18 protein-coding genes are annotated in these 22,911 nt (G+C 53.9%); 5 read left to right on the forward strand and 13 right to left on the reverse strand.

Annotation, left to right across the window (positions count from 1 at the left end; translation table 11 throughout):
• Positions 1-53: 53 nt before the first annotated feature.
• The 3 genes from glpX to ACM5QY_RS04975 all read right to left on the reverse strand — a co-directional run bounded on the left by glpX (position 54) and on the right by ACM5QY_RS04975 (position 3,625).
• The gene (gene glpX / locus ACM5QY_RS04965) at positions 54-1,064 is read right to left on the reverse strand and encodes a class II fructose-bisphosphatase (RefSeq protein ID WP_416119489.1); all 1,011 of its coding nucleotides are present in this window, start codon (positions 1,062-1,064) and stop codon (positions 54-56) included.
• Positions 1,065-1,207: 143 nt separating this feature from the next.
• The gene (gene glpK / locus ACM5QY_RS04970) at positions 1,208-2,731 is read right to left on the reverse strand and encodes a glycerol kinase GlpK (RefSeq protein WP_104923990.1); all 1,524 of its coding nucleotides are present in this window, start codon (positions 2,729-2,731) and stop codon (positions 1,208-1,210) included.
• Positions 2,732-2,776: 45 nt separating this feature from the next.
• Complete coding sequence (locus ACM5QY_RS04975) at positions 2,777-3,625, reverse strand: MIP/aquaporin family protein (protein WP_416119491.1); 849 nt, start codon at positions 3,623-3,625, stop codon at positions 2,777-2,779.
• Between the two features lie 588 nt (positions 3,626-4,213).
• Between ACM5QY_RS04975 and zapB the strand changes: the two genes are divergently transcribed.
• Entirely contained in the window at positions 4,214-4,453 is a 240-nt protein-coding gene (zapB, locus tag ACM5QY_RS04980; protein WP_013577585.1) for a septal ring assembly protein ZapB, read from the forward strand.
• Between the two features lie 64 nt (positions 4,454-4,517).
• On the opposite strand, the gene rraA is transcribed toward zapB, so the two are convergent.
• The 7 genes from rraA to priA all read right to left on the reverse strand — a co-directional run bounded on the left by rraA (position 4,518) and on the right by priA (position 12,607).
• On the reverse strand, positions 4,518-5,003 hold the full coding sequence (rraA, locus tag ACM5QY_RS04985) for a ribonuclease E activity regulator RraA (RefSeq protein WP_152325023.1): 486 nt from the start codon (positions 5,001-5,003) through the stop codon (positions 4,518-4,520).
• Positions 5,004-5,123: 120 nt separating this feature from the next.
• On the reverse strand, positions 5,124-6,050 hold the full coding sequence (locus ACM5QY_RS04990; RefSeq protein ID WP_416119492.1) for a 1,4-dihydroxy-2-naphthoate polyprenyltransferase: 927 nt from the start codon (positions 6,048-6,050) through the stop codon (positions 5,124-5,126).
• A 97-nt stretch (positions 6,051-6,147) separates the two neighbouring features.
• The gene (hslU, locus tag ACM5QY_RS04995; protein WP_416119493.1) at positions 6,148-7,482 is read right to left on the reverse strand and encodes an HslU--HslV peptidase ATPase subunit; all 1,335 of its coding nucleotides are present in this window, start codon (positions 7,480-7,482) and stop codon (positions 6,148-6,150) included.
• Positions 7,483-7,494: 12 nt separating this feature from the next.
• Positions 7,495-8,025 (reverse strand): ATP-dependent protease subunit HslV, encoded by a 531-nt coding sequence (gene hslV / locus ACM5QY_RS05000; protein ID WP_056774599.1) that lies wholly within the window; start codon positions 8,023-8,025, stop codon positions 7,495-7,497.
• A 115-nt stretch (positions 8,026-8,140) separates the two neighbouring features.
• Complete coding sequence (gene ftsN, locus ACM5QY_RS05005) at positions 8,141-9,112, reverse strand: cell division protein FtsN (RefSeq protein WP_416119495.1); 972 nt, start codon at positions 9,110-9,112, stop codon at positions 8,141-8,143.
• Positions 9,113-9,192: 80 nt separating this feature from the next.
• Positions 9,193-10,221 carry a DNA-binding transcriptional regulator CytR gene (cytR, locus tag ACM5QY_RS05010; RefSeq protein WP_416122819.1) on the reverse strand — a complete coding sequence of 343 codons (1,029 nt, stop codon included), beginning with the start codon at positions 10,219-10,221 and terminating at the stop codon, positions 9,193-9,195.
• A gap of 190 nt (positions 10,222-10,411) precedes the next feature.
• On the reverse strand, positions 10,412-12,607 hold the full coding sequence (gene priA / locus ACM5QY_RS05015; RefSeq protein WP_416119496.1) for a primosomal protein N': 2,196 nt from the start codon (positions 12,605-12,607) through the stop codon (positions 10,412-10,414).
• Between the two features lie 200 nt (positions 12,608-12,807).
• Here priA and rpmE point away from each other — a divergent pair, with 200 nt between their 5' ends.
• Positions 12,808-13,020: a 50S ribosomal protein L31 gene (gene rpmE, locus ACM5QY_RS05020; RefSeq protein WP_104923998.1), complete on the forward strand. Its 213-nt coding sequence runs from the start codon at positions 12,808-12,810 to the stop codon at positions 13,018-13,020.
• A gap of 171 nt (positions 13,021-13,191) precedes the next feature.
• Here the strand turns inward: rpmE and metJ are convergent, their stop codons facing one another.
• Positions 13,192-13,509: a met regulon transcriptional regulator MetJ gene (gene metJ, locus ACM5QY_RS05025; RefSeq protein ID WP_004392248.1), complete on the reverse strand. Its 318-nt coding sequence runs from the start codon at positions 13,507-13,509 to the stop codon at positions 13,192-13,194.
• A gap of 329 nt (positions 13,510-13,838) precedes the next feature.
• On the opposite strand from metJ, the gene metB reads away from it, so the two are divergent.
• The 3 genes from metB to metF all read left to right on the forward strand — a co-directional run bounded on the left by metB (position 13,839) and on the right by metF (position 18,655).
• Positions 13,839-14,999, forward strand: a complete 1,161-nt coding sequence (gene metB, locus ACM5QY_RS05030; RefSeq protein ID WP_101079883.1) for a cystathionine gamma-synthase — start codon at positions 13,839-13,841, stop codon at positions 14,997-14,999.
• 2 nt (positions 15,000-15,001) lie between these two features.
• On the forward strand, positions 15,002-17,437 hold the full coding sequence (locus ACM5QY_RS05035; RefSeq protein WP_416119497.1) for a bifunctional aspartate kinase/homoserine dehydrogenase II: 2,436 nt from the start codon (positions 15,002-15,004) through the stop codon (positions 17,435-17,437).
• Positions 17,438-17,746: 309 nt separating this feature from the next.
• Entirely contained in the window at positions 17,747-18,655 is a 909-nt protein-coding gene (gene metF / locus ACM5QY_RS05040; RefSeq protein ID WP_416119498.1) for a methylenetetrahydrofolate reductase, read from the forward strand.
• A gap of 78 nt (positions 18,656-18,733) precedes the next feature.
• On the opposite strand, the gene ppc is transcribed toward metF, so the two are convergent.
• Positions 18,734-21,379: a phosphoenolpyruvate carboxylase gene (ppc, locus tag ACM5QY_RS05045; protein WP_416119500.1), complete on the reverse strand. Its 2,646-nt coding sequence runs from the start codon at positions 21,377-21,379 to the stop codon at positions 18,734-18,736.
• 288 nt (positions 21,380-21,667) lie between these two features.
• Positions 21,668-22,819 carry an acetylornithine deacetylase gene (argE, locus tag ACM5QY_RS05050; RefSeq protein ID WP_416119501.1) on the reverse strand — a complete coding sequence of 384 codons (1,152 nt, stop codon included), beginning with the start codon at positions 22,817-22,819 and terminating at the stop codon, positions 21,668-21,670.
• Positions 22,820-22,911 lie beyond the last annotated feature (92 nt).

The raw sequence follows: 22,911 nt of genomic DNA on the forward strand, positions 1-22,911 counted from the left end.
AATGGAAAAGCAGGGCGCAAAGCCCTGCTTTTTGATGACCGGAAGGCCGTCGATCAGATAATAAATTCGTGCAGTGCGGTGTCTTTGCGGTCGAGATAATGCGTCGAACTGATGCGGCGAATGGTGCGGGATTTGCCACGAATCAGCAGTGTTTCGGTGGTCGCCATATTTCCCTGACGGCTGATGCCTTCCAGCAGATCGCCTTTGGTAATTCCGGTCGCTGAGAAAATCACGTTATCGTTACGCGCCATATCATCGAGCAACAACACTTTCCCGGCTTCGATACCCATCGCTTTACAGCGCGCCAGTTCCTCTTCGCCAATCCGGCGGTTTTCCGGCGTATCCCCTTTGACGTCATGACGCGCCAGTAAACGTCCCTGCATATCGCCATCCAGCGCGCGGATAACGGCGGCGGAAATCACGCCTTCAGGCGCGCCGCCAATGCCGTAAAGCACGTCCACTTCACTCTCCGGCATGCAGGTCAGAATAGTCGCCGCCACGTCACCGTCCGGAAATGCAAAGACGCGGACACCGGCGGTCAGCATTTCGCGGATTGCATCGTCATGACGCGGTTTCGCCAGTACGGCGACGGTCAGCTCGGTCAGCGGTTTATTCAGGGCTTTGGCGATATTCGCCAGATTTTCCGCCAGCGTCAGATTCAGATTAATAGCGCCTTTTGCGCCCGGACCGACGGCGATTTTTTCCATGTACATATCAGGTGCGTTAAGGAAAGAACCCTGATCGCCCACCGCCAGCACCGCCAGCGCGTTGGACTGACCCATTGCGGTCATGCGCGTGCCTTCAATCGGATCCACCGCGATATCGACTGCATCACCGTTGCCGGTACCGACTTTTTCACCGATATACAGCATCGGTGCTTCATCGATTTCACCTTCACCAATCACAATCGTGCCGTCGATATCGACTTTGTTGAGCATGATGCGCATGGACTGTACGGCGGCGTTATCGGCGAGGTTTTTATCGCCACGGCCCAGCCATTTATAACCGGCAAGCGCGGCAGCTTCGGTCACGCGGGAGAACTCGATTGCTAATTCACGTTTCATTGGAAAACCTGTTGGAAGAAAAGAAAGCGTTCGGTGAGGCAAGGCTCATCTGTGCTGCAGATTTTAGCACAGTGGGAAGGGCGCATAAAAAAACTCCCCGGATGGGGAGTTTCATAAAAGGTGTTGGCGTAAAACTGACGGGATTATTCGTCGTGATCTTCCCACGAACGAACGCGTGCCACTGCTTTCTGCCAGCCTTTATAGCGGACATTACGTTCCGTCGTTTCGATGCTAGGGCGGAATTCACGTTCGATGGTCGCTTTGCTGCGAACTTCTTCCAGATCGTTCCAGAAACCGACGGCCAGACCTGCAAGGAATGCAGAACCCAGCGCGGTGACTTCCAGCACAGCCGGACGTTCAACGCGAGTGCCGAGAATGTCTGACTGGAATTGCATCAGGAAGTTGTTGGCAACTGCGCCGCCGTCCACGCGTAAGGATTGCAGACGGGCACCGGAATCAGCCTGCATGGCATCCAGCACGTCGCGGGTCTGATAAGCAATAGACTCCAGCGTAGCGCGGATGATGTGGTTGCTGTTCGCACCACGGCTCAGACCGAAGATGGCGCCACGGGCATACGGATCCCAGTAAGGCGCGCCGAGGCCGGTGAAGGCTGGCACCACATAAACGCCGTTGGTGTCTTTCACTTTACCGGCAAAGTATTCTGAATCGGTCGCGTCGCTGATCAGTTTCAGTTCATCACGCAGCCATTGGATCGATGCGCCACCGACAAACACTGCGCCTTCCAGTGCATAGTTCACTTCACCACGCGGGCCGCAGGCGATAGTGGTCAGCAGACCATTTTTCGATTCCACAACCTCGGTGCCGGTGTTCATCAGCAAGAAGCAGCCGGTGCCGTAGGTGTTTTTTGCCATACCCGGTTGCACACACAGCTGGCCGTACAGCGCCGCCTGCTGGTCACCGGCGATACCGGCGATAGGAATACGCGTACCGCCTTTACCCCCGATGTTGGTCTGGCCGTAAATTTCTGAAGAAGGACGGACTTCCGGCAGCATTTCACGCGGAATATCCAGCGCTTCGAGCATGCGTTCATCCCACTTCAAATCACGGATGTTGAACAGCATGGTACGTGATGCGTTGGTGTAATCCGTCACGTGAACACGTCCCTGCGTCATTTTCCAGACCAGCCAGGTATCGACAGTCCCGAACAGCAGTTCGCCGCGTTTAGCACGTTCACGGGAGCCCTCTACGTGATCGAGGATCCATTTCAGTTTGGTGCCGGAGAAGTACGGGTCAACCACCAGGCCGGTGTTGTGACGGATGTACTCTTCCATCCCGTCTTTTTTCAGCTTTTCACAGATATCAGCAGTACGACGGCATTGCCACACGATCGCGTTATAAATCGGCTTGCCAGTTTCTTTTTCCCACACAATCGTGGTTTCACGCTGGTTGGTGATACCGATACCGGCGATTTGATCAGAATTGATGTCGGCTTTGGCCAGCACTTCAACCAGTACCGAGCTTTGCGATGACCAGATTTCCATCGGGTCATGCTCAACCCAGCCAGATTTAGGGTAGATCTGGGTAAATTCACGCTGAGAAACGCTGATGATATTGGCATCGTGATCCAGCACTACAGCGCGTGAGCTGGTCGTACCCTGATCGAGTGCGACAATGTATTTTTTTTCGTGAGTCGTATCTGCTGACATAATATTCATCCTGCAAATGAGTAAGCTGTGGAACAGTTTAGCCGATCAGGCTTTGCGCTGTTTGGTTGGCTGCGACGCTTTGTCTGCTGCCGGTTCGTTAATCTGGTGTGGCAGATGACGGCTAATCAACGCTTTATAGCCGACAGCACCCAGACAAGCGCCAAGCAGCGGACCAAAAATCGGTACCAGGAAATAAGGGATATCACGGGCACCGGTGAATGCCACTTTGCCCCAGCCTGCGAAGTAAGCGAACAGTTTCGGTCCGAAATCACGCGCCGGGTTCAGTGCGAATCCGGTCAGTGGCCCCATTGATGCACCGATCACCGCAATCAGAATACCGATCAGCAGCGGAGCCAGCGGGCCACGCGGCAGGCCATTGCCGTCATCGGTCAGGCCGAGGATCAGCGACATCAGAACGGCGGTGATCACGGTTTCAACCAGGAACGCCTGCAACACGCTGATGTGCGGGTTTGGATACGTCGAGAAGATACCGGCAAGGCTCAGACTGTCTACGCTGCCGCGTACCATGTTGTGAGTTTGCTCGAAATCGTAGAACAGATTGTAGTAAAGGCCGTAAACCAGTGCAGCGGCGCAGAAGGCACCGGCGACCTGCGCGATAATGTAAGGCAGAACTTTGCGTCCTTCAAAGTTTGCAAACAGACATAGCGCGACGGTGACAGCCGGGTTCAGGTGTGCGCCTGAGATCGCCGCAGTCAGGTAAATGGCCATGGCCACACCGAAACCCCAGACGATACTGATTTCCCACTGGCCAAAGGATGCTCCGGCAAGTTTCAGTGCAGCAACACAGCCTGCACCGAAGAAAATGATAAGCCCGGTACCCAGAAACTCAGCGATGCACTGACCTTTTAATGTGGAACTCATGGTTTGGCTCATAGTTTGATCCTGCTAAGGATGATGTTAATGATTGGTTATAGTTTTTTGTTATGTCGTACGCGAACGTAATCGGATTTTGACGTTCATCATTAAATGAGAACGTAATGTGAATTTATCGTTAACGAGCATAAACGAGAAATAGCGAAATCAAAATTTGCGTGTCATGTCATAAAAATGAGCGATTTCGCGTATTACCGGACCATCGCGAACGGCAAAAAGGCCACGATTTAACATTTTCCGGGCACGGGTAGGTGAAACGAACATAGCAACAGGCCGGATAAGGATATGCGGTATTAACGGGGATTTCTGGTGAGTGACGCTGCTTTTTAAGCATTTCCTGATACCGGGCGCTGTAAAATTGCAACAGACTGCGTGCAGGAAGGGGTTCTTGCTAGACAGGGCAAAGCTGGCTACATACAATCACCCGGTAAGACACCCGCTGGTTTTACAAGACTTTGGCGCAAATCAGACCTGAATTTGGTTTGAATTCGTTATCAAAATCGACGGAGTGCAGGAATTCATGAGCCGTGTCCGGATGATGCGGCAGAACATAAGATGTGCGCCTTGCGAACATAAGGGGACCGAAAAATGTCATTTGAAGTATTTGAGAAATTAGAAGCTAAAGTTCAGCAAGCGATCGATACCATTACTCTTTTGCAGATGGAAATCGAAGAACTGAAAGAACAAAACAATACCCTGTCTCAGGAAGTTCAGCAGGCAAGTGGTAACCACGAATCGCTGGTGCGTGAAAATGCACAGCTGAAAGAAGAACAGCACGTGTGGCAGGATCGTCTGCGTGCACTGCTGGGAAAAATGGAAGAAGTCTGATGACTTCGGCCTGAAAATAAAAAAGGACGCCACGGCGTCCTTTTTTGTTGCTGAAAGCGCAAGGTTATTCGATGTCGAGCGGGTCTTCGGACAACACAATACCGGTATTGTCGGCATAAAGATGGTCACCGGAGAAGAAGGTTACGCCGCCGAAATTGACACGAATGTCGCTTTCGCCGATCCCTTCACTGCCCGCGCCTGCCGGAATTGCTGCCATCGCCTGAATGCCGATATCCAGTTCTTCCAGATCGTCAACCTGACGAACCGCGCCGTAAATCACAATGCCTTCCCATTCATTTTGCAACGCCAGGCGTGCCAGACCGGCATCCAGCAATGCGCGACGAACGGAACCACCGCCATCGACCAGTAAAACGCGTCCACGGCCATTTTCTTCCAGCAAGTCATAAAGCAAGCCATTGTCTTCGAAACACTTCACTGTCGTGATTTGCCCGCCAAATGAAGTACGGCCACCAAAGTTGGAGAACAGGGGTTCGACGACATTCACTTCTTCATGGTAGATGTCGCAAAGTTCGGAAGTATCGTATTTCATAGGATTTCATCTGGTTGCTGCATGAGTATTCAGTATATCCCTTTCGGGCGGATGTTGGCAAAATCATCAATTGTTAAATGTGAAAAGCGGCCGGATAAACGCACACCCGGCCACTTTTACTCAATTGAGCAACAGACCCACCGCAAACAACACGTTAGTCAGTAACGCCGTTTTCACCATATGTTCGAGCAGCGGACGTACTTCCAGAGACGTTTTGGCCTTTCTCACGCGGATCAGATGAATGACCAGCATCGGAACTGCTAAAATAAATAACCATCCCGTCCAGTGGTGCAAATGTACCGCGGAAAAAATGGCCAGGCACAGCGTGGCGGCGGTCAGAATAAGCGTGTGATAGCGACGCGCATTCACCGGCCCGAGACGAACCGCCAGCGTGTTTTTGCCGTTAGCGCGGTCAGTTTCGATATCACGCAAATTATTGATATTCAGCACCGCCGTCGAGAGTAATCCCGTTGCGGTGGCGGGCAGCATCACAATCCAGTCGAAATATCCCGCCTGCAAATAGAACGTCCCGGCGACGCTGATCCAGCCAAAGAAAATCAGAACGGAAATATCACCCAGTCCCATATAACCGTAAGGGCGCGTGCCGACGGTATACGTGATGGCCGCGCCAATCGAGAGCAGGCCGAGGATGACAAAGCCCACGACATCGCTCGGTTTGTGGCAGGCTACTGCGATAAGCGCGATACCGCACACGAGCGTCAGCACGATGGTCAGGATAATTGCGCGCTTCATCTGGGCGGCGGTAATCATCCCTTTTTGCATTCCGCGCAATGGCCCGACGCGATCGGGCGTATCGCTGCCTTTCTCAGCATCGCCATAATCGTTCGCCAGATTAGACAGGATTTGCAGACAGCCGGCCGTCAGCAACGCCAGCAGCGCGATGAGCGGATGGAAAACGCCTTGCAGGCTGGCAATCGCCGAACCCATAACGATGGAGGCAAAAGCCAGAGGCAGCGTTTTAGGACGCAGGCTTTCAAGCCATGCGCGGGCAGGCGTGGTCGGGGTGCAGGGAGTCATTGTGCTCATAGGTGATTTCGCTCAGGTGAACAGTCAGTCCGAAATCTAAAAAAAATCAGGGAGGCAAACGCCTCCCTGAAGATCACTTTCGGAACGTATGAGCAAATTATAAGATAAAACGGCTCAGATCTTCATCAGCTACCAGCTGATCAAGGTGGCTTCTAACATAATCTGCATCAATGTTTATGGAGATACCGTTGCTTTCGCTGGCGTCATAGGAAATATCTTCCATCAGACGCTCCAGAACCGTGTGCAGACGACGCGCACCGATGTTCTCGGTGGTTTCGTTCACCTGCCATGCCGCTTCCGCGATACGACGGATGCCGTCAGCTGTGAAATCAATGGTCACACCTTCGGTCGCCATCAATGCTTTGTACTGATGTGTCAGAGATGCACTTGGCTCAGTCAGAATACGCTCGAAGTCTTCTGTCGTCAGCGCCTGCAGCTCAACGCGGATTGGCAAACGCCCCTGCAATTCAGGGATCAGGTCTGACGGGCTGGACGTCTGGAACGCACCGGAGGCGATAAACAGAATGTGGTCAGTTTTCACCATGCCGTGCTTAGTGGAAACGGTACAGCCTTCCACCAGCGGCAGCAGGTCGCGCTGAACGCCTTCGCGTGACACGTCCGGGCCGGAACTCTGGCCGCCGCGTTTACAGATTTTATCGATCTCATCGATGAACACGATACCGTGCTGTTCGACGGCTTCAATCGCCTGTTCTTTCAGCTCTTCCGGGTTCACCAGCTTCGCCGCTTCTTCTTCAACCAGCAGCTTGTAAGCTTCTTTGATTTTCAGTTTGCGCGGTTTTTGCTTCTGGCCTGCCATGTTCTGGAACATCGATTGCAGCTGGTTAGTCATTTCTTCCATGCCCGGCGGGGACATGATTTCAACACCGGCAGGCGCAGCCGCCAGATTAATTTCGATTTCTTTGTCGTCGAGCTGGCCTTCACGTAATTTCTTGCGGAAGTTCTGGCGCGCGGCAGAAGGCTCATGTGCTTCGTCAGCCTGGCCCCAGTTGTTTTTCGCCGGCGGGATCAGCACATCGAGAATCCGTTCTTCGGCCATTTCTTCGGCGCGGAATCGGTTTTTATCGATGGATTGCAGACGCACCATTTTCACTGCAGAGTCGGTCAGATCACGGATAATAGAATCCACTTCTTTCCCGACGTAGCCCACTTCGGTGAACTTGGTGGCTTCGACTTTGATGAACGGCGCGTTAGCCAGTTTGGCCAGACGACGGGCGATTTCGGTTTTACCGACACCGGTCGGGCCGATCATCAGAATATTTTTTGGGGTGACTTCATGGCGCAGCGCTTCATCGAGCTGCATACGGCGCCAGCGGTTACGCAGTGCGATCGCCACAGCACGTTTCGCTTTATCCTGGCCAATGATGTAGCTGTCTAACTCGCTGACAATCTCGCGCGGGGTCATCTCAGACATAATTTTCGATCCTTACGCTTTAGAAGACAATTCTTCAATGGTGTGGAATTGGTTGGTGTAGATGCAGATATCACCCGCGATGCTCAGCGATTTTTCCACAATATCGCGTGCGCCAAGCTCTGAGTTTTCCAGCAATGCACGGGCAGCGGCTTGCGCATACGGGCCACCGGAACCAATCGCGATCAGGTCGTTTTCAGGCTGGATGACGTCACCGTTACCGCTGATAATCAGCGAGGCATTTTCATCCGCAACGGCCAGCAGCGCCTCAAGACGGCGCAGCATACGGTCAGTACGCCAGTCTTTTGCCAGCTCAACGGCGGCTTTAACCAGATGTCCCTGGTGCATTTCCAGCTTGCGTTCGAACAGCTCAAACAGCGTGAAAGCGTCAGCGGTGCCGCCAGCAAAACCCGCGATCACTTTGTCGTTATACAGGCGACGTACTTTTTTGACGTTGCCCTTCATGACGGTATTTCCCAATGTGGCCTGGCCATCACCACCGATAACGACCTTGCCGTTGCGGCGTACACTTACAATTGTTGTCACGAGCGGTTCCTCGTTGCAGACGTAAAAGATCCCCGCAGGCTTGTGGGACACTTTGCGTGTCTCACAAACTTACGGGGCATATTGAAAGTATAGATTGGGGAAGGATTACGGGTTTTCAACCCCCGGTTGCGAGGGGAATGCAACCGGAGATGCCTGCGCTCTTCAGGCGGGATAAGGTGCTGTCTGCACCTGAGCGAGTGTTATAAGGGCCAATCACGACGCGATTCCAGCCGCCGCCGATGGTGATCCGGCCTTCAAACCCTTCGAATGCCAGCTTGGCGCGCTGGGATTCCGCCTGCTCGGAGCCTTTGAATGAACCGCACTGCACCATAAAGCGCTGGGTTTTTTCCTGCTCTTTCGGTTTCTCTGGCACAGCCTGTGTGATGGCGGCCGGTTGCTGTGCTTTCGGTTGTTCTTTCGGCGCTTCTTTCGGTACTTCTTTTACCGGCTCTTTGACCTGTGGCTTCGGTTTTGGCTGAACAGGTTGCGTTTGTACCTGTGCTTGCGGAGCACGAACGGGCTGCGTTTGTGGCGTATACGTTGGCTGCTGAACCTGACGTGGTGGCGTCTGCACCGGCTGTTGCTGGGCATAAGTCGGCTGCTGTTGCTGTTGCTGAACCTGACGCTGTGTCTGAGCCGGGTGCGTTGCGACCTGACTCGGGTCGTTATACGGCACTTCAGACAGCTGTGTCGGCGTCTGGCGCATATCGGCCTGCATCTGTTCGAGAAGTTGTCGCTGTTCCGGCGTCAGTTGCGTTTTAGATTCAACCTGACCACCGGCCGTCGGTTCAGTCGGCGTGGTGACGCCCATCTGACGGTTTTCCAGCTCCTTGATGTAACGCCAGCGCTCTTCAGGCTTAGGCGGTAATCCGTTACCCGGACGAACAGCATGCGCCGGCAGTACCGCCGCTTCTTCATGTTTATTGTGCGCAATAAAATAGAGGCCACCGACAAACACCACCAGTACCGCAACGGCTAACACCACCATGGTTTTGGAGATCGTTGTGGAACTGCGTTTTTTACTCCGGCTGGTACTTTTCCGCCGCGCTCCTGAGCGCCCACGGCTTACATAGTCTCTTTGTGCCACTATCGTTTCGCTGTGTCGTGATGAATGAAGAAGTGCGTCATGTTACTTAACCCTGCATATATAACAAACCAAAAACTGAATCATGTTTTCGGGGCGGCCGTGCTTTCGCGCACCACCAGCTCACTATCAAGCAGAAGCGAACCGTTTTGTACCGGATTTCCCTGTAACTGCTCCAGTAATAATAACATAGCCTGACGACCCAGCTGGAATCTTGGCTGGGCGACGGTGGTCAGCGGAGGGTCAGTAAACTGGCTGGCTTTGATGTCATCGAAGCCGACCACCGACAAGTCCTGCGGAATGCGCAGGCCCATTTTCTTCGCCTGGAACATCGCGCCGATAGCCATAATATCGTTATGACAGAAGATAGCCGTGGGCGGGGAAGGCAGCGACATCAGCGCAATGACTGCCTGCGCGCCGGATTCGTAGCTAAAATCGCCCTGAGCGGTTAAGGCATTTTCAACGCTGATCCCATTGCGGCGCAGCGCCTGAATATAACCTTGTGAGCGGTACTGGCACAGCGGCATATGTTTCGGCCCTTCGATACAGGCAATGCGCTGATGGCCCAGATTCAGCAGATAATGTACCGCTTCAAACGCGGCAGTCAGGTTATCAATGTGGACGGTCGGCAGTTCCAGTTCTGGCGCAAATTCATTGGCCATCACCATCGGCGGCAGATTCCGTTGTTCTTCTTTGCTGGCGTCGAAAGGTAAATCGGAACCGAGCAGCAACATCCCATCAATCTGTTTGGTGATGATCAGATTGATGAAGGTTTTTTCCTGCTGGTTTTGCTGGGCGCAATCGCCAATCAGCACCAGATAACCACTTTCGGCGGCGGTGCGTTCGATCCCTTTGATCAGATCGGCAAAAAACGGATCGCAGATGTCCGGGACGATCACCAGAATGGTTCGCGATTCGTTACGTTTCAGGTTTCGGGACAAGGCATGTGGAGAATACCCTACGGCCATCACTGCCTGGTCGACCTTCTGACGGGTAGAGGCGGAGACTTTTTCCGGATTCATTAACGCGCGGGATACCGTTGCTGTTGAAACGCCTGCCTGTTCTGCCACATCTTTCATTGTTGCGGCGGGTAATTCTTTCTTGTGCTCCAACGCATCTCTCCTTGCAACAGCATCAAACTGACACAACAACATCAACATTCCTCACCTGGCTACCCGTGATGTGTAGCTCATCACATTCTAAACAGAATGTGAGTAGGATTTGTTACCTAATTTGCATTAAAAGTGTGACGCAGATGCTTTTTTCGATCCATCACGCAGAAATCCTGACTATTCATGCGGATTAGCTATCGATTGGATCGACATCCAGCGTCCATTTCACCTTTTTAGCCTGCGGCAGGCTGGCAATCAGCGGCTGAGAACTCTTGATCAGATGCTGCAAAACGCGGCGTGAAGGATGCTGTAATAACAGTTGCCAGCGGAAACGCCCGTTGCGCTTGGCTGCCAGTGCAGGTACCGGCCCCAAAATCCACAACGAATCATCTTTCAGCGGGCTGGATTCCAGCAGATTTCGCAGTTGCTGCAAGAACAGCGCCGACTGCTGATTATCGTGGTCTTCAGAGCGGATCATAATGTGGCTGGTGTAAGGCGGCAAAAAGACGCTCTTGCGCTCAGCAAGCGTTTGTTTTGCAAATTCGTCGTAGCCTTTATGCAACAGAACCTGCAACAGCGGGTGTTCAGGATGATGCGTTTGTAAAACCACTTCCCCCTGTTTTCCGGCACGACCGGCACGGCCTGAAACCTGGGTATAAAGCTGGGCAAAACGTTCTGCTGAACGGAAATCTGCCGAGAACAGCGCACCGTCAACGTCCAGCAGCGAGACCAGCGTGACATCCGGGAAGTGATGGCCTTTGGCCAGCATTTGCGTGCCGATAAGAATACGTGCGCCGCCGCGATGCACTTCATTCAGATGCTGCTCAAGCGAGCCTTTGCGGCTGGTTGTGTCGCGGTCGATGCGGGTGATCGGCGTATCAGGGAACAGCGGTGCCAGTTCGTTTTCCAGTTGCTCAGTGCCGACACCGACCGACACCAGTTGCGTCGATCCGCACTGCGGGCACTGATTCGGCACAGCACGCTGGCTGTCGCAATGGTGGCAGCGTAACTGGCGCTGATTCTGATGCAGCGTGTAATAGTGATCGCAGCGCTGGCATTCGGCAATCCAACCGCATTCATGGCACAGCAGGGCAGGTGCATAGCCGCGTCGGTTAAGGAACAGCATGACCTGATTGTCGGCCTTAAGGTGTTCCTGCATGCGCTGTATCAGCGGCTGAGAAAGCCCGACTTTTAGCTGTAAGCCTTTTAAATCCAGCAAATTCTGCCGCGCAAGTTTGGCGTTCCCGGCACGTTTGGTCAGCTTCAGCAGGCGATATTTGCCCAGTTCCACGTTGTGCAGCGTTTCCAGCGCAGGCGTTGCCGACCCCATAATAATGGGAATGTTTTCCGCGTGGGCGCGATATACCGCGAGATCCCGCGCGTGATAACGCCAGCCTTCCTGCTGCTTATAAGAGCTGTCGTGTTCTTCATCGATAATGATGACGCCCAGACGCGCAAACGGCGTGAACAGCGACGAGCGCGTGCCGATCACAATTCCGGCTTCGCCATTACGCGCACGCAGCCAGACGGAAAGGCGCTCGCTGTCATTAAGGCCGGAATGCAAGACATCCACCGGTGCGCTGAAACGTTCGCGAAAACGCGCGATGGTTTGCGGCGTCAGGCCGATCTCCGGCACCATCACCAGCGCCTGACGACCCTGCGCGAGAATATTTTCCAGCACGCTCAGATACACTTCGGTTTTACCCGAACCCGTCACCCCGGCCAGTAACCAGGCGGAGAACTGCTGATCTTCACTGCGGATGGCGCCGACGGCGGTAGCCTGTTCGGTGTTAAGACGCAGGCGTTCGCCCACGACGGAGAAATCTTTGCGCCAGTCCTGCGCGGCAGGGGCGATGCTGCGCAAATCGGTCAGCCCTTTCGCCCGAAGCGCCTGCAAGGCCGTGTCGGTCAGATCGAGATCGACAACCTGATGGCGGTACAGCGGTTTTTGAATCAGCGCGGCCATCGCCTGTTGCTGTTTCGGCGCACGTTTCAGGCTGTCGAGCGGCGTGGCGCGCCCCTGTTCTGTGGCAAACCATTGCCAGAGCGGCGTCAGTTCAGCGGGTTTCCCCTGCCGTAACAGCACTGGCAGCGCGTGAAACAACACTTCGCCAATGGGGAAATGATAATAGTCGGCAGCCCAGAGCAGGATGCGCCACAGATCGGGCGTAAACAGGCTGGACCGGTCGAGGACTTCGCGGACCGGTTTCAGCTTTTCCAGGCCAAATTCGCTGGAATCACTGACGCGTGTGACAATGCCAATAGCATCGCGTTTACCGAAAGGCACACTGACCCGACACCCCTGAGAAACCTGTAATCCAGGCGGCAGGAGGTAATCGAAAGTTCGGGCGAGTGGAACAGGTAACGCGACGTGGGCAACAGGCATTGTGGGTCCAGACTATAAAAAAATGACGAGATAGTGTACACTGTGTCCTTCGAAATGCATGAACATCATTGCGCGGTTCTCAGAGATTCTGTATGATTCGCCGCCTTTGGTGCATTTCGCATTCAAAGCCTATCATCCACTACGCGTGGTGTCTGACAGAACAGGGTTGGATAGCGACGCGGCCTTAAGAAGAGGTTTCCATGAAACAAGGTATTCACCCTAAATATACAGAAGTTACTGCAACTTGCTCATGCGGTAACGTTATCAAAACTCACTCAACTGTGGGTCATGATCTGAACCTGGACGTCTGTGGCGAATGCCACCCGTTCTACACTGGTAAGCAACGTGAAGTGGCTACCGGTGGCCGCGTTGACCGCTTCAACAAGCGTTTCAGCGTTCCAAGCAGCAAATAAGCTACGCTTGAGAGCAAAAAAAGGCGCCTTTGGCGCCTTTTTTGTTGCCTGCTGTTTCAACTTCCCGCCAGACAAAACTTCATTCTCACGAAGTTTCACTTCCTGTAAATGCACTGAAAAAACGCGCGACGGGTTCGCACGGTCTTTCAGCCCATTATCGCGAAGCCGCGATCAGTATTCCCAGGTATCAGGATCAACACCCAGTTCACGCATCAGGATCTTCGCCGCTTCCGGGATTTCGTCACTGCGTTCTTTACGCAGGTCTTCGTCATTCGGCAAAGGCTGACCGGTGAACGCGTGCAGGAAAGCTTCACACAATAATTCACTGTTCGTCGCATGACGCAGGTTATTCACCTGACGACGGGTGCGTTCATCGGTGAGAATTTTCAGGACTTTCAGCGGAATGGATACCGTGATTTTCTTAACTTGTTCGCTTTTCTTACCGTGTTCAGCGTAAGGGCTGACATATTCGCCGTTCCACTCAGCCATGGGACACCTTAAATTTATCAAAAAATAAAATACTGAAAACCGTGTGATTATGCCCGATTTTCACTGTTCTCACTAAATAAATGTCGTCATTTTACAGGGATATCTCACGATTTGCCCTGCGGCATTGTTCATTTTGTCGCCTTGCGCTTAACTGCTTCACGCAACGGATCTGCCGGACATCTTCATTAACGCCATAATTTTAGCGGGTATTGCTCTGTTGCTCAATCTATACGCAAAGAAGTTTAGATGTCCAGATGTATTGACGTCTATAATCCCGGGCGTTACTCTTTACACCCTCATCCTCCGCATTTCGTCAGGAAGAAACGACTATGACGCACAAGCAAGCCACCATTGCCGTAGGCAGTGGCCTGAACAATGATCAGCAATATGGTTGTGTAGTTCCGCCTATCGCCCTTTCCAGTACTTACAACTTCGAAGATTTTAATCAGCCGAGAGCCCATGACTATTCACGTCGCGGAAACCCGACGCGTGATATCGCTCAGCGTGCGCTGGCAGATCTGGAAGGTGGTGCGGGTGCGGTTCTCACCAGCAGCGGGATGTCCGCAATCCACCTGGTGTGTACGGTGTTTCTCAAACCGGGTGATTTGCTGGTCGCGCCGCACGATTGCTACGGCGGCAGCTACCGTCTGTTCGACAGCCTGAGCAAGCGTGGCGCGTATCGCGTGCTGTTTGTCGATCAGGGTGACCCGCAGGCGCTGGCTGAAGCGCTGAAGGAAAAACCCAAACTGGTGCTGATTGAATCCCCAAGTAACCCGTTGCTGCGCGTGGTCGATATCGAAGCGATTTGCGCGGCGTCGCAGGCGGCTGGCGCGCTGACCGTGGTGGATAACACGTTCCTGAGCCCGGCGTTGCAAAACCCGCTGAAGCTGGGGGCGGATTTAGTTGTACATTCCTGTACGAAATATCTGAATGGGCATTCTGATGTGGTCGCCGGTACGGTAATATCTAAGACCGCAGAGCATGCAACTGAACTGGCGTGGTGGGCGAACAACATTGGTGTGACCGCCGCGGCATTTGACAGCTATCTGCTCTTACGTGGCCTGCGCACTTTAACGGTTCGCGTAAAACAACAGCAGGAAAATGCACTGGCGATTGTGGCGTATTTGCAGAAACAATCGCAGGTTAAAAAGCTGTATCATCCGTCGCTGCCGGAAAACCAGGGGCATGAAATTGCCCGCCGTCAGCAACGTGGCTTCGGAGCCATGATCAGTTTTGAATTTAACGGAGATGAAGCGCAGTTGCGTCATTTCCTGAAAGAATTGAAGTTATTTACCCTCGCAGAATCACTGGGAGGCGTCGAAAGCCTGATTTCTCATACGGCAACCATGACACACGCTGGCATGGCGCCGGAAGCGCGTAAAGCCGCCGGGATTTCTGACAGCTTGCTCCGTATTTCTGTAGGTCTTGAAGACAGCGAAGATTTGATTGCTGATCTGGAACACGCATTCCAGTCAGTGGCAACGAGGTAAGTATGAATGCAATAGCGGTTGCAGCGCCGGCGGGAAGCCGGCAGTTGCACAAATTTGGTGGCAGCAGCCTGGCTGACGTGAAATGTTATCTGCGCGTCGCAGGTATTATGGCGGAATACGCAAAGCCGGGCGATTTGATGGTCGTGTCGGCGGCGGGCAGCACAACCAACCAGCTGATCAGCTGGCTGAAACTGAGCCAGACCGACCGGCTTTCCGCGCATCAGGTTCAGCAGGCCTTGCGCCGGTATCAGAGTGATTTGATTTCCGGCCTGCTTCCGCCAGAAATGGCAGAACCGCTTATTGCTTCTTTTATTCATGATCTTGAACGTCTGGCTGTTTTGCTCGATGACAAAATGACCGATGCGGTTTACGCCGAAGTTGTTGGTCATGGCGAAATCTGGTCTGCACGACTGATGTCTGCTGTGTTGTGCAAAATGGAACTGCCAGCCGCCTGGCTCGACGCGCGCGAATTCCTGCGTGCAGAACGCGCGGCTCAGCCTCAGGTGGATGAAGGTCGTTCTTATCCGCTCCTGCAACAGCTTATCGCGCAGCATCCTCAACAATATCTGGTGGTGACCGGGTTTATCGCCCGCAGCGACGCCGGTGAAACCGTTCTGCTTGGCCGTAACGGCAGCGATTATTCCGCCACCCAGATTGGCGCGCTGGCGAACGCCAGCCGGGTCACCATCTGGAGTGACGTCGCCGGGGTTTACAGCGCCGATCCGCGTAAAGTGAAAGATGCCTGCCTGTTGCCACTGTTGCGTCTGGATGAAGCCAGTGAACTGGCGCGTCTGGCTGCACCTGTGCTGCATACCCGCACTTTGCAGCCGGTTTCCGGCAGCGACATCGATTTACAACTGCGCTGTAGCTACAAACCGGAGCAGGGCTCGACGCGTATCGAACGCGTGCTGGCGTCCGGTACGGGCGCAAAAATTGTCACCAGCCACGATGATATTTGCCTGATCGAAATGGCTATTCCGTCCGCGCATGATTTTGCGCTGGCGCAAAAAGACGTCGAGTTACTGCTCAAGCGTGCGCAGATCAAACCGCTGTGTACCGGTGTGCATCCTGACCGCAATCTTCTGCAATTTTGCTATACCTCTGAAGTGGCGGGCAGCGCCTTGCAGGTGCTGGAGGATGCCGCATTACCGGGGCGTCTGACGCTGCGTGAAGGGCTGGCAATGGTCGCGCTGGTCGGTGCAGGCGTATGTAAAAACCCGCTGCACAGCCACCGTTTCTATCAGGAAATGAAAGATCAGCCGATCGAATTCATCTGGCAGTCGGAAGACGGCATCAGCCTGGTGGCTGTTCTGCGCGTCGGCCCGACCGCTCACCTGATTCAGGGGCTGCACAAAACCCTGTTCCGCGCTGAGAAACAAATCGGCCTGATGTTATTTGGTAAAGGCAATATCGGTTCACGCTGGCTGGAACTGTTTGCCCGTGAGCAAAAGAACATTTCTGCCCGCAGTGGCTTTGAGTTCGTACTGGCCGGCGTGGTTGACAGCAAACGCAGCCTGCTCAATTACGAAGGTCTGGACGCCAGCCGCGCGCTGGCTTTCTTCGACAACGAATCTCAGGCGCACGATGAAGAATCGCTGTTCCTGTGGATGCGTGCGCATCCTTACGATGATTTAGTCGTGCTGGATGTGACGGCGAGCGCAGAGCTGGCCGATCAGTATCTGGATTTCGCCAGCTACGGTTTCCATGTGATCAGCGCGAATAAATTGGCGGGCGCTTCAGACAGCCATAAATACCGCCAGATCCGTGATGCCTTCTCCAAAACTGACAGCCACTGGTTGTATAACGCGACCGTGGGTGCCGGGTTGCCGGTCAACCATACCGTGCGCGATTTACGTGACAGCGGCGACAGCATCCTGGCGATCAGCGGAATTTTCTCCGGCACATTATCGTGGTTGTTCCTGCAATTTGACGGCACGCTGCCGTTTACCGAACTGGTCGATTTAGCGTGGCAGCAGGGGCTGACAGAGCCTGATCCGCGTGATGATTTGTCCGGGCAGGATGTGATGCGTAAGCTGGTGATCCTGGCGCGTGAAGCCGGTTATGACATCGAGCCGACGCAGGTTCGTGTGGAATCGCTGGTGCCTGCCGGTTGTGAAACGGGTTCTGTCGATCAGTTTTTCGAGGACGGTGAAGCGCTGAATCAGCAAATGGTTCAGCGTCTGGAAGCCGCGCGGGAAATGGGCCTGGTGCTGCGTTATGTCGCGCGTTTTGATGCCAACGGCAAAGCGCGTGTCGGCGTTGAAGCGGTGCGCGAGGATCATCCTCTGGCCGCGTTGCTGCCATGCGATAACGTTTTTGCCATCGAAAGTCGCTGGTATCGCGACAACCCGCTGGTCATCCGCGGGCCGGGCGCGGGTCGTGATGTTACTGCTGGCGCATTGCAATCTGACCTTAACCGGTTGACTCAGTTGCTTTAATTCTTTGCTCCCTCCCCTGCGAAGGGGAGGGTTGGGGTGGGGTATAGCAAACGACACTGAGTTGCCAGCTAAACCCCCTCCCGACCTCCCCCTTCGCAGGGGGAGGAGCTAAAACACTCATCTTCTCCTCTGCACTTTTCCCCCAACATGAAATTCCTTCAATTTGAGTGAAGATTAATCACACTCAGATGCATTTTTGCAGTTGACAGTTTTGCTCACTTCCTCCATTGTCTATCCATACGTTTAGACGTCTAGACGCTTACCAGATAAACCAATAATTAAAACGCAGTGATGCATGAGGTCGTGTTTATGAGCTTTTTCCACGCTAACCAGCGCGAGGCGCTGAATCAGAATCTGGCAGAGTTGCAGGGTCAGATTAACGTTTCTTTCGAGTTTTTCCCCCCGCGCACCAGCGAGATGGAAGATACGTTGTGGAGCTCCATCGACCGCCTCAGCAGCCTCAAGCCTAAGTTTGTGTCCGTGACTTATGGTGCGAACTCCGGCGAGCGCGACCGCACGCACAGCATCATTAAGGGCATTAAAGAACGCACCGGTCTGGAAGCGGCTCCGCACCTGACCTGTATCGATGCCAGCCGTGACGAACTGCGTCAGATTGCGCAGGATTACTGGGAAAGCGGTATCCGTCATATCGTCGCGCTGCGCGGTGATTTACCGGCGGGCGGCGGTAAGCCGGATATGTACGCGACCGATCTGGTGCATCTGCTGAAAGAAGTGGGCGATTTCGATATCTCGGTGGCGGCTTACCCGGAAGTTCACCCGGAAGCCAAAAGCGCGCAGGCCGACTTGATCAACCTGAAGCGCAAAATTGACGCCGGTGCCAGCCGCGCCATCACGCAGTTTTTCTTCGACGTGGAAAGCTACCTGCGTTTCCGTGACCGCTGTGCGGGTCAGGGCATTGATGTTGAAATCGTACCGGGCATCCTGCCGGTGTCTAACTTCAAACAGCTGACACGCTTTGCCACCATGACCAACGTGCGTGTCCCTCACTGGATGAACAGCCTGTTTGAAGGGCTGGATGATGATGCAGAAACCCGCAAAATGGTCGGCGCAAATATCGCGATGGACATGGTGAAAATCCTCAGCCGCGAAGGCGTGAAGGACTTCCATTTCTACACCCTGAACCGTGCCGAAATGAGCTACGCGATTTGCCATACGCTGGGTGTTCGGCCTGATATCGCGGTTCCGGTTCGTGCGTAAGTAAGTAAATAATTTCCACAATGCAGAAAGCAAAAAACCCGCGAATTCGCGGGTTTTTCTTTGGGCTTTCAGGCTGAACTAGCCGGTGTTGCGCATACCGGCTGCAACGCCTGCGATGGTCACCATCAGTGCCTGTTCGACATTCGCATCCTGCTTACCGTCTTTTTCCAGCTCGCGTGAACGGTGCAGCAACTCAGCCTGCAGGACGTTCAGCGGGTCGGTGTAGACGTTACGCAGTGCGATAGATTCAGCAATCCACGGCAAATCTTCCATCAGATGATCGTCGTTGGAAATCGCCAGAACCACTTTGATATCGCCTGCCAGCTGCTCACGCAGTTTCGCGCCCAGCGGCCACAGTTCTTTTTCGACCAGACGCTGATCGTAGTATTCCGCCAGCCACAGGTCGGCCTTGGCGAACACCATTTCCAGCATGCCGATACGCGTGGAGAAGAATGGCCAGTCATGACACATCGCTTCCAACTCATCGCGTTTTCCGTCATCGACCACGGCTTGCAAACCGGCACCCGCGCCCAGCCAGGCTGGCAGCATCAGACGGTTTTGCGTCCAGGCGAAGATCCACGGGATCGCACGCAGGCTTTCCACGCCGCCGTTGGCTTTACGTTTCGCCGGGCGTGAACCCAGCGGCAGTTTCGCCAGTTCCTGCTCCGGCGTCGCCGCACGGAAGTAAGGCACGAAGTCTTTATTCTCGCGAATATAGCCACGGTACATTTTGCAGGAAACGTCAGACAGCTGTTCCATAATGTCTACCCAGGCTTTTTTCGGCTCAGGCGGTGGCAACAGGTTGGCTTCCAGAATGGCGGAGGTATACAGCGCCAGACTGCTGATGGTGACTTCCGGCAGACCAAATTTGAAGCGGATCATCTCGCCCTGTTCGGTCACGCGCAGGCCACCTTTCAGGCTGCCCGGAGGCTGAGACAGCAACGCAGCCTGTGCAGGCGCACCGCCACGGCCGATAGAACCGCCGCGTCCGTGGAACAGCGTCAGCGCCACACCGGCTTTCTCACAGGTTTTGATTAATGCATCTTGCGCGCGGTACTGCGCCCATGAAGCCGCCATCACGCCCGCGTCTTTCGCGGAGTCGGAATAGCCAATCATCACCATTTGTTTGCCCTGAATGAGGCCGCGATACCAGTCGATGCTCAGTAATTGCTTCATCACATCGTCGGCGTTATTCAGGTCATCCAGCGTTTCGAACAGCGGCGCAACTGGCATCGGGAACGGACAACCGGCTTCTTTGAGCAGCAGATGCACGGCCAGTACATCAGACGGCGTACGCGCCATGGAAATGACGTAAGCAGCGATAGAGCCTTCCGGCGCTTCCGCGATAACCTGGCAGGTATCGAGCACTTCTTTGGTATTGGCGCTCGGTTCCCAGTGGCGCGGCACCAGCGGACGTTGTGAATTCAGTTCACGGATCAGGAAAGCCTGTTTGTCGGATTCTGACCAGCTTTCGTAATCGCCCAGCCCCAGATAACGGGTGATTTCGGCGATCGCATCGGTGTGACGGGTACTTTCCTGACGCACATCGATACGCACCAGCGGCACGCCGAAACAGCGTACGCGGCGCAGGGTGTCGAGCAACTGACCGTTCGCGATGATGCCCATGTTGCAGGCCAGCAGCGACTGGTAACAGGCGTAAAGCGGTTCCCAGAGCTGATCGTTTTTCACCAGCAGATCGTGAGGGCGCGCAACGCGTTCGCCTTTCAGACGGGCTTCGAGATATACCTGCGTGGTGGTCAGCTGTGTACGCAGCTGTTTCATGATTTCGCGGTACGGCTCGAGAATATCGGCACCACCGGCCCGCTCGCGCAGCTCCGGCGTACATTCGGTCATGGAGAGTTCTGAAACCAGCACGGCGATATCGCGCAGGAACAGATCGGTGGCTTTCCAGCGGCTCAGCAACAGAACGTGGCGGGTAATATCGGCGGTCACGTTCGGGTTACCGTCGCGGTCGCCGCCCATCCAGGAAGTGAAACGCACCGGCACGGCTTCCACCGGCATTTTGTAATTCAGTGACGTCTCGAGTTGCTCGTTCAGTTCACGCAGGAAAGCGGGAACGCCTTCCCACAGGCTGTTTTCGACCACCGCAAAACCCCATTTGGCTTCATCAACCGGAGAAGGGCGGTTCTTACGGATTTCGTCGGTGTGCCATGACTGCGCGATCAACTGACGCAGGCGGCGCATAATTTGTTTGCGCTCGTAATCGGCCAGATCGTTATGGTCGAGTTGCTTGAGGCAGTTATTCACTTCCACCAGTTTGTGGATCAGCGTGCGGCGGGCAATTTCCGTCGGATGCGCGGTCAGCACCAGTTCGATAGAAAGCTGGTCAACGGCGTCACGTAATTGTTGTTCAGAGAGATTTTTGGATTTCAGACGATCGAACAATTGTGCCAGAGCTTCAGGATTGCTGGCCGCTTCGCCGTGTGGCGAAATACTGTGATATTGCTCGGCTACGTTGGCTAAGTTAAGGAACTGGCTGAAAGCACGGGCAACAGGCAACAACTCATCATTCGAGAGATTTTGCAGCGTTGACAGCAATTCCTGACGATCAGCATCATTTCCTGCGCGTGAGGATTTGGACAACTTACGGATTTTCTCAACACGATCCAGGATATGTTCTCCCAACGTATCTTTGATCGTGTCGCCCAGCAATTTACCTAACATACTGACATTACTTCGCATTGCGGAATATTGTTCGTTCATATCACCTCTGACCCGTTCTCTCGTTTGATTTTTATATTCTGTAAATAACTTTCACCCGTCAGGCATTCATGCCCCGTTCACCCGCCAACCTGGCCATACTTTTTAAATGCCGCACCTGTTTTAACCCAAAAACACCCGATCACTCACGTTAAAAATGGTCTTTTTGGCAATGTCGCTGAAATTTAATTACAACAGCGACGATATCAGTTTGGCTAATCCATCATTTGTACAGTATCAAAGGGCGCCCGGAAGCGCCCTGATTGTTTCTTCATCAACCCTGATTCAGGATCAGTGATAGCAGAAGTGATGAACGACCTGAGAAATCAGCTCACGTGTCGGTTTTATGAACGCGGTATCAATATATTCATCTGGCTGGTGCGCCTGATCGATAGAACCCGGCCCCAGAACCAGCGTCGGGCACAGTTCCTGAATGAACGGCGCTTCGGTGCAGTAGTTCACGATTTCCGTTTCGACGCCCAGCAACTTTTCCACCACCTGCACCAGCGGGTGATCCGGCGGGCATTCATAACCCGGGATCGGCGGATGCAGTTCTTCGATGGCAATACGACCCGGCCAGCGCTGGCTGACAGGCTCCAGCGCTTCGTTGAGCAAGCCGTTGATATCGGCCAGCGTCAGACCGGGCAGCGGGCGGATATCCATGTGCATTTCGCAGCAGGCGCAAATACGGTTCGGCGCGTCGCCGCCATTGATGTAACCAAAGTTCATGGTCGGGTACGGGATCACGAAGCCACTGTGGTGGTAACGGGTTTTCAGCGTATTGCGCAGCGTCATCAGATGGGTAATTGACTCGTGCATCAGTTCGATGGCGTTCACGCCGCGCGACGGATCACTGGAATGGCCGGACTGACCGGTGATGCGGATGGCGTTCGACATATGGCCTTTGTGGGCACGCACCGGTTTCAGCGAAGTCGGTTCGCCGATGATTGCGCAGTCCGGACGAATTTTTGCGTTTTTGGAGAAGTAGCTGGCACCGGCCATCGTCGTTTCTTCATCTGCCGTCGCTAAAATATACAGCGGTTTAGTCAGTTTGGTCAGATCGACATCGCGAAGCGAATCGAGGATAAACGCGAAGAAACCTTTCATGTCGGCAGTCCCCAGACCATAGAGCTTATTTTCATGTTCGGTCAGGGTGAAAGGATCGCGTGTCCAGCGTCCGTCATCGAACGGAACGGTGTCGGTATGACCGGCCAGCAGTAAGCCGCCTGCGCCGTGACCTGTGCTGGCTAACATATTGAATTTGTTGCGCGTACCTGGAACGGGTTGCACTTCAATTTTGAAGCCTAAATCACCGAACCAGCCTGCCAGTAAATGGATTAGCGTCTCATTGCTCTGATCCAAAGCAGCGTCCGTTGCGCTGATGGAAGGGGTTGCGATTAACGCCCGATAGAGCTCAATAAAAGGAGGTAATTTCATCTTCACTGTTGACAGCCTTTAGTTAGGGTAGTATTCATATTCATGCAATAATTGTGAATAAAAATACAATAAGCCAGTGCGTAAGGAAACCAGAATAA

It is taken from the genome of Rahnella sp. PCH160 (assembly GCF_047784855.1).
Taxonomy (GTDB): Bacteria; Pseudomonadota; Gammaproteobacteria; order Enterobacterales; family Enterobacteriaceae; genus Rahnella.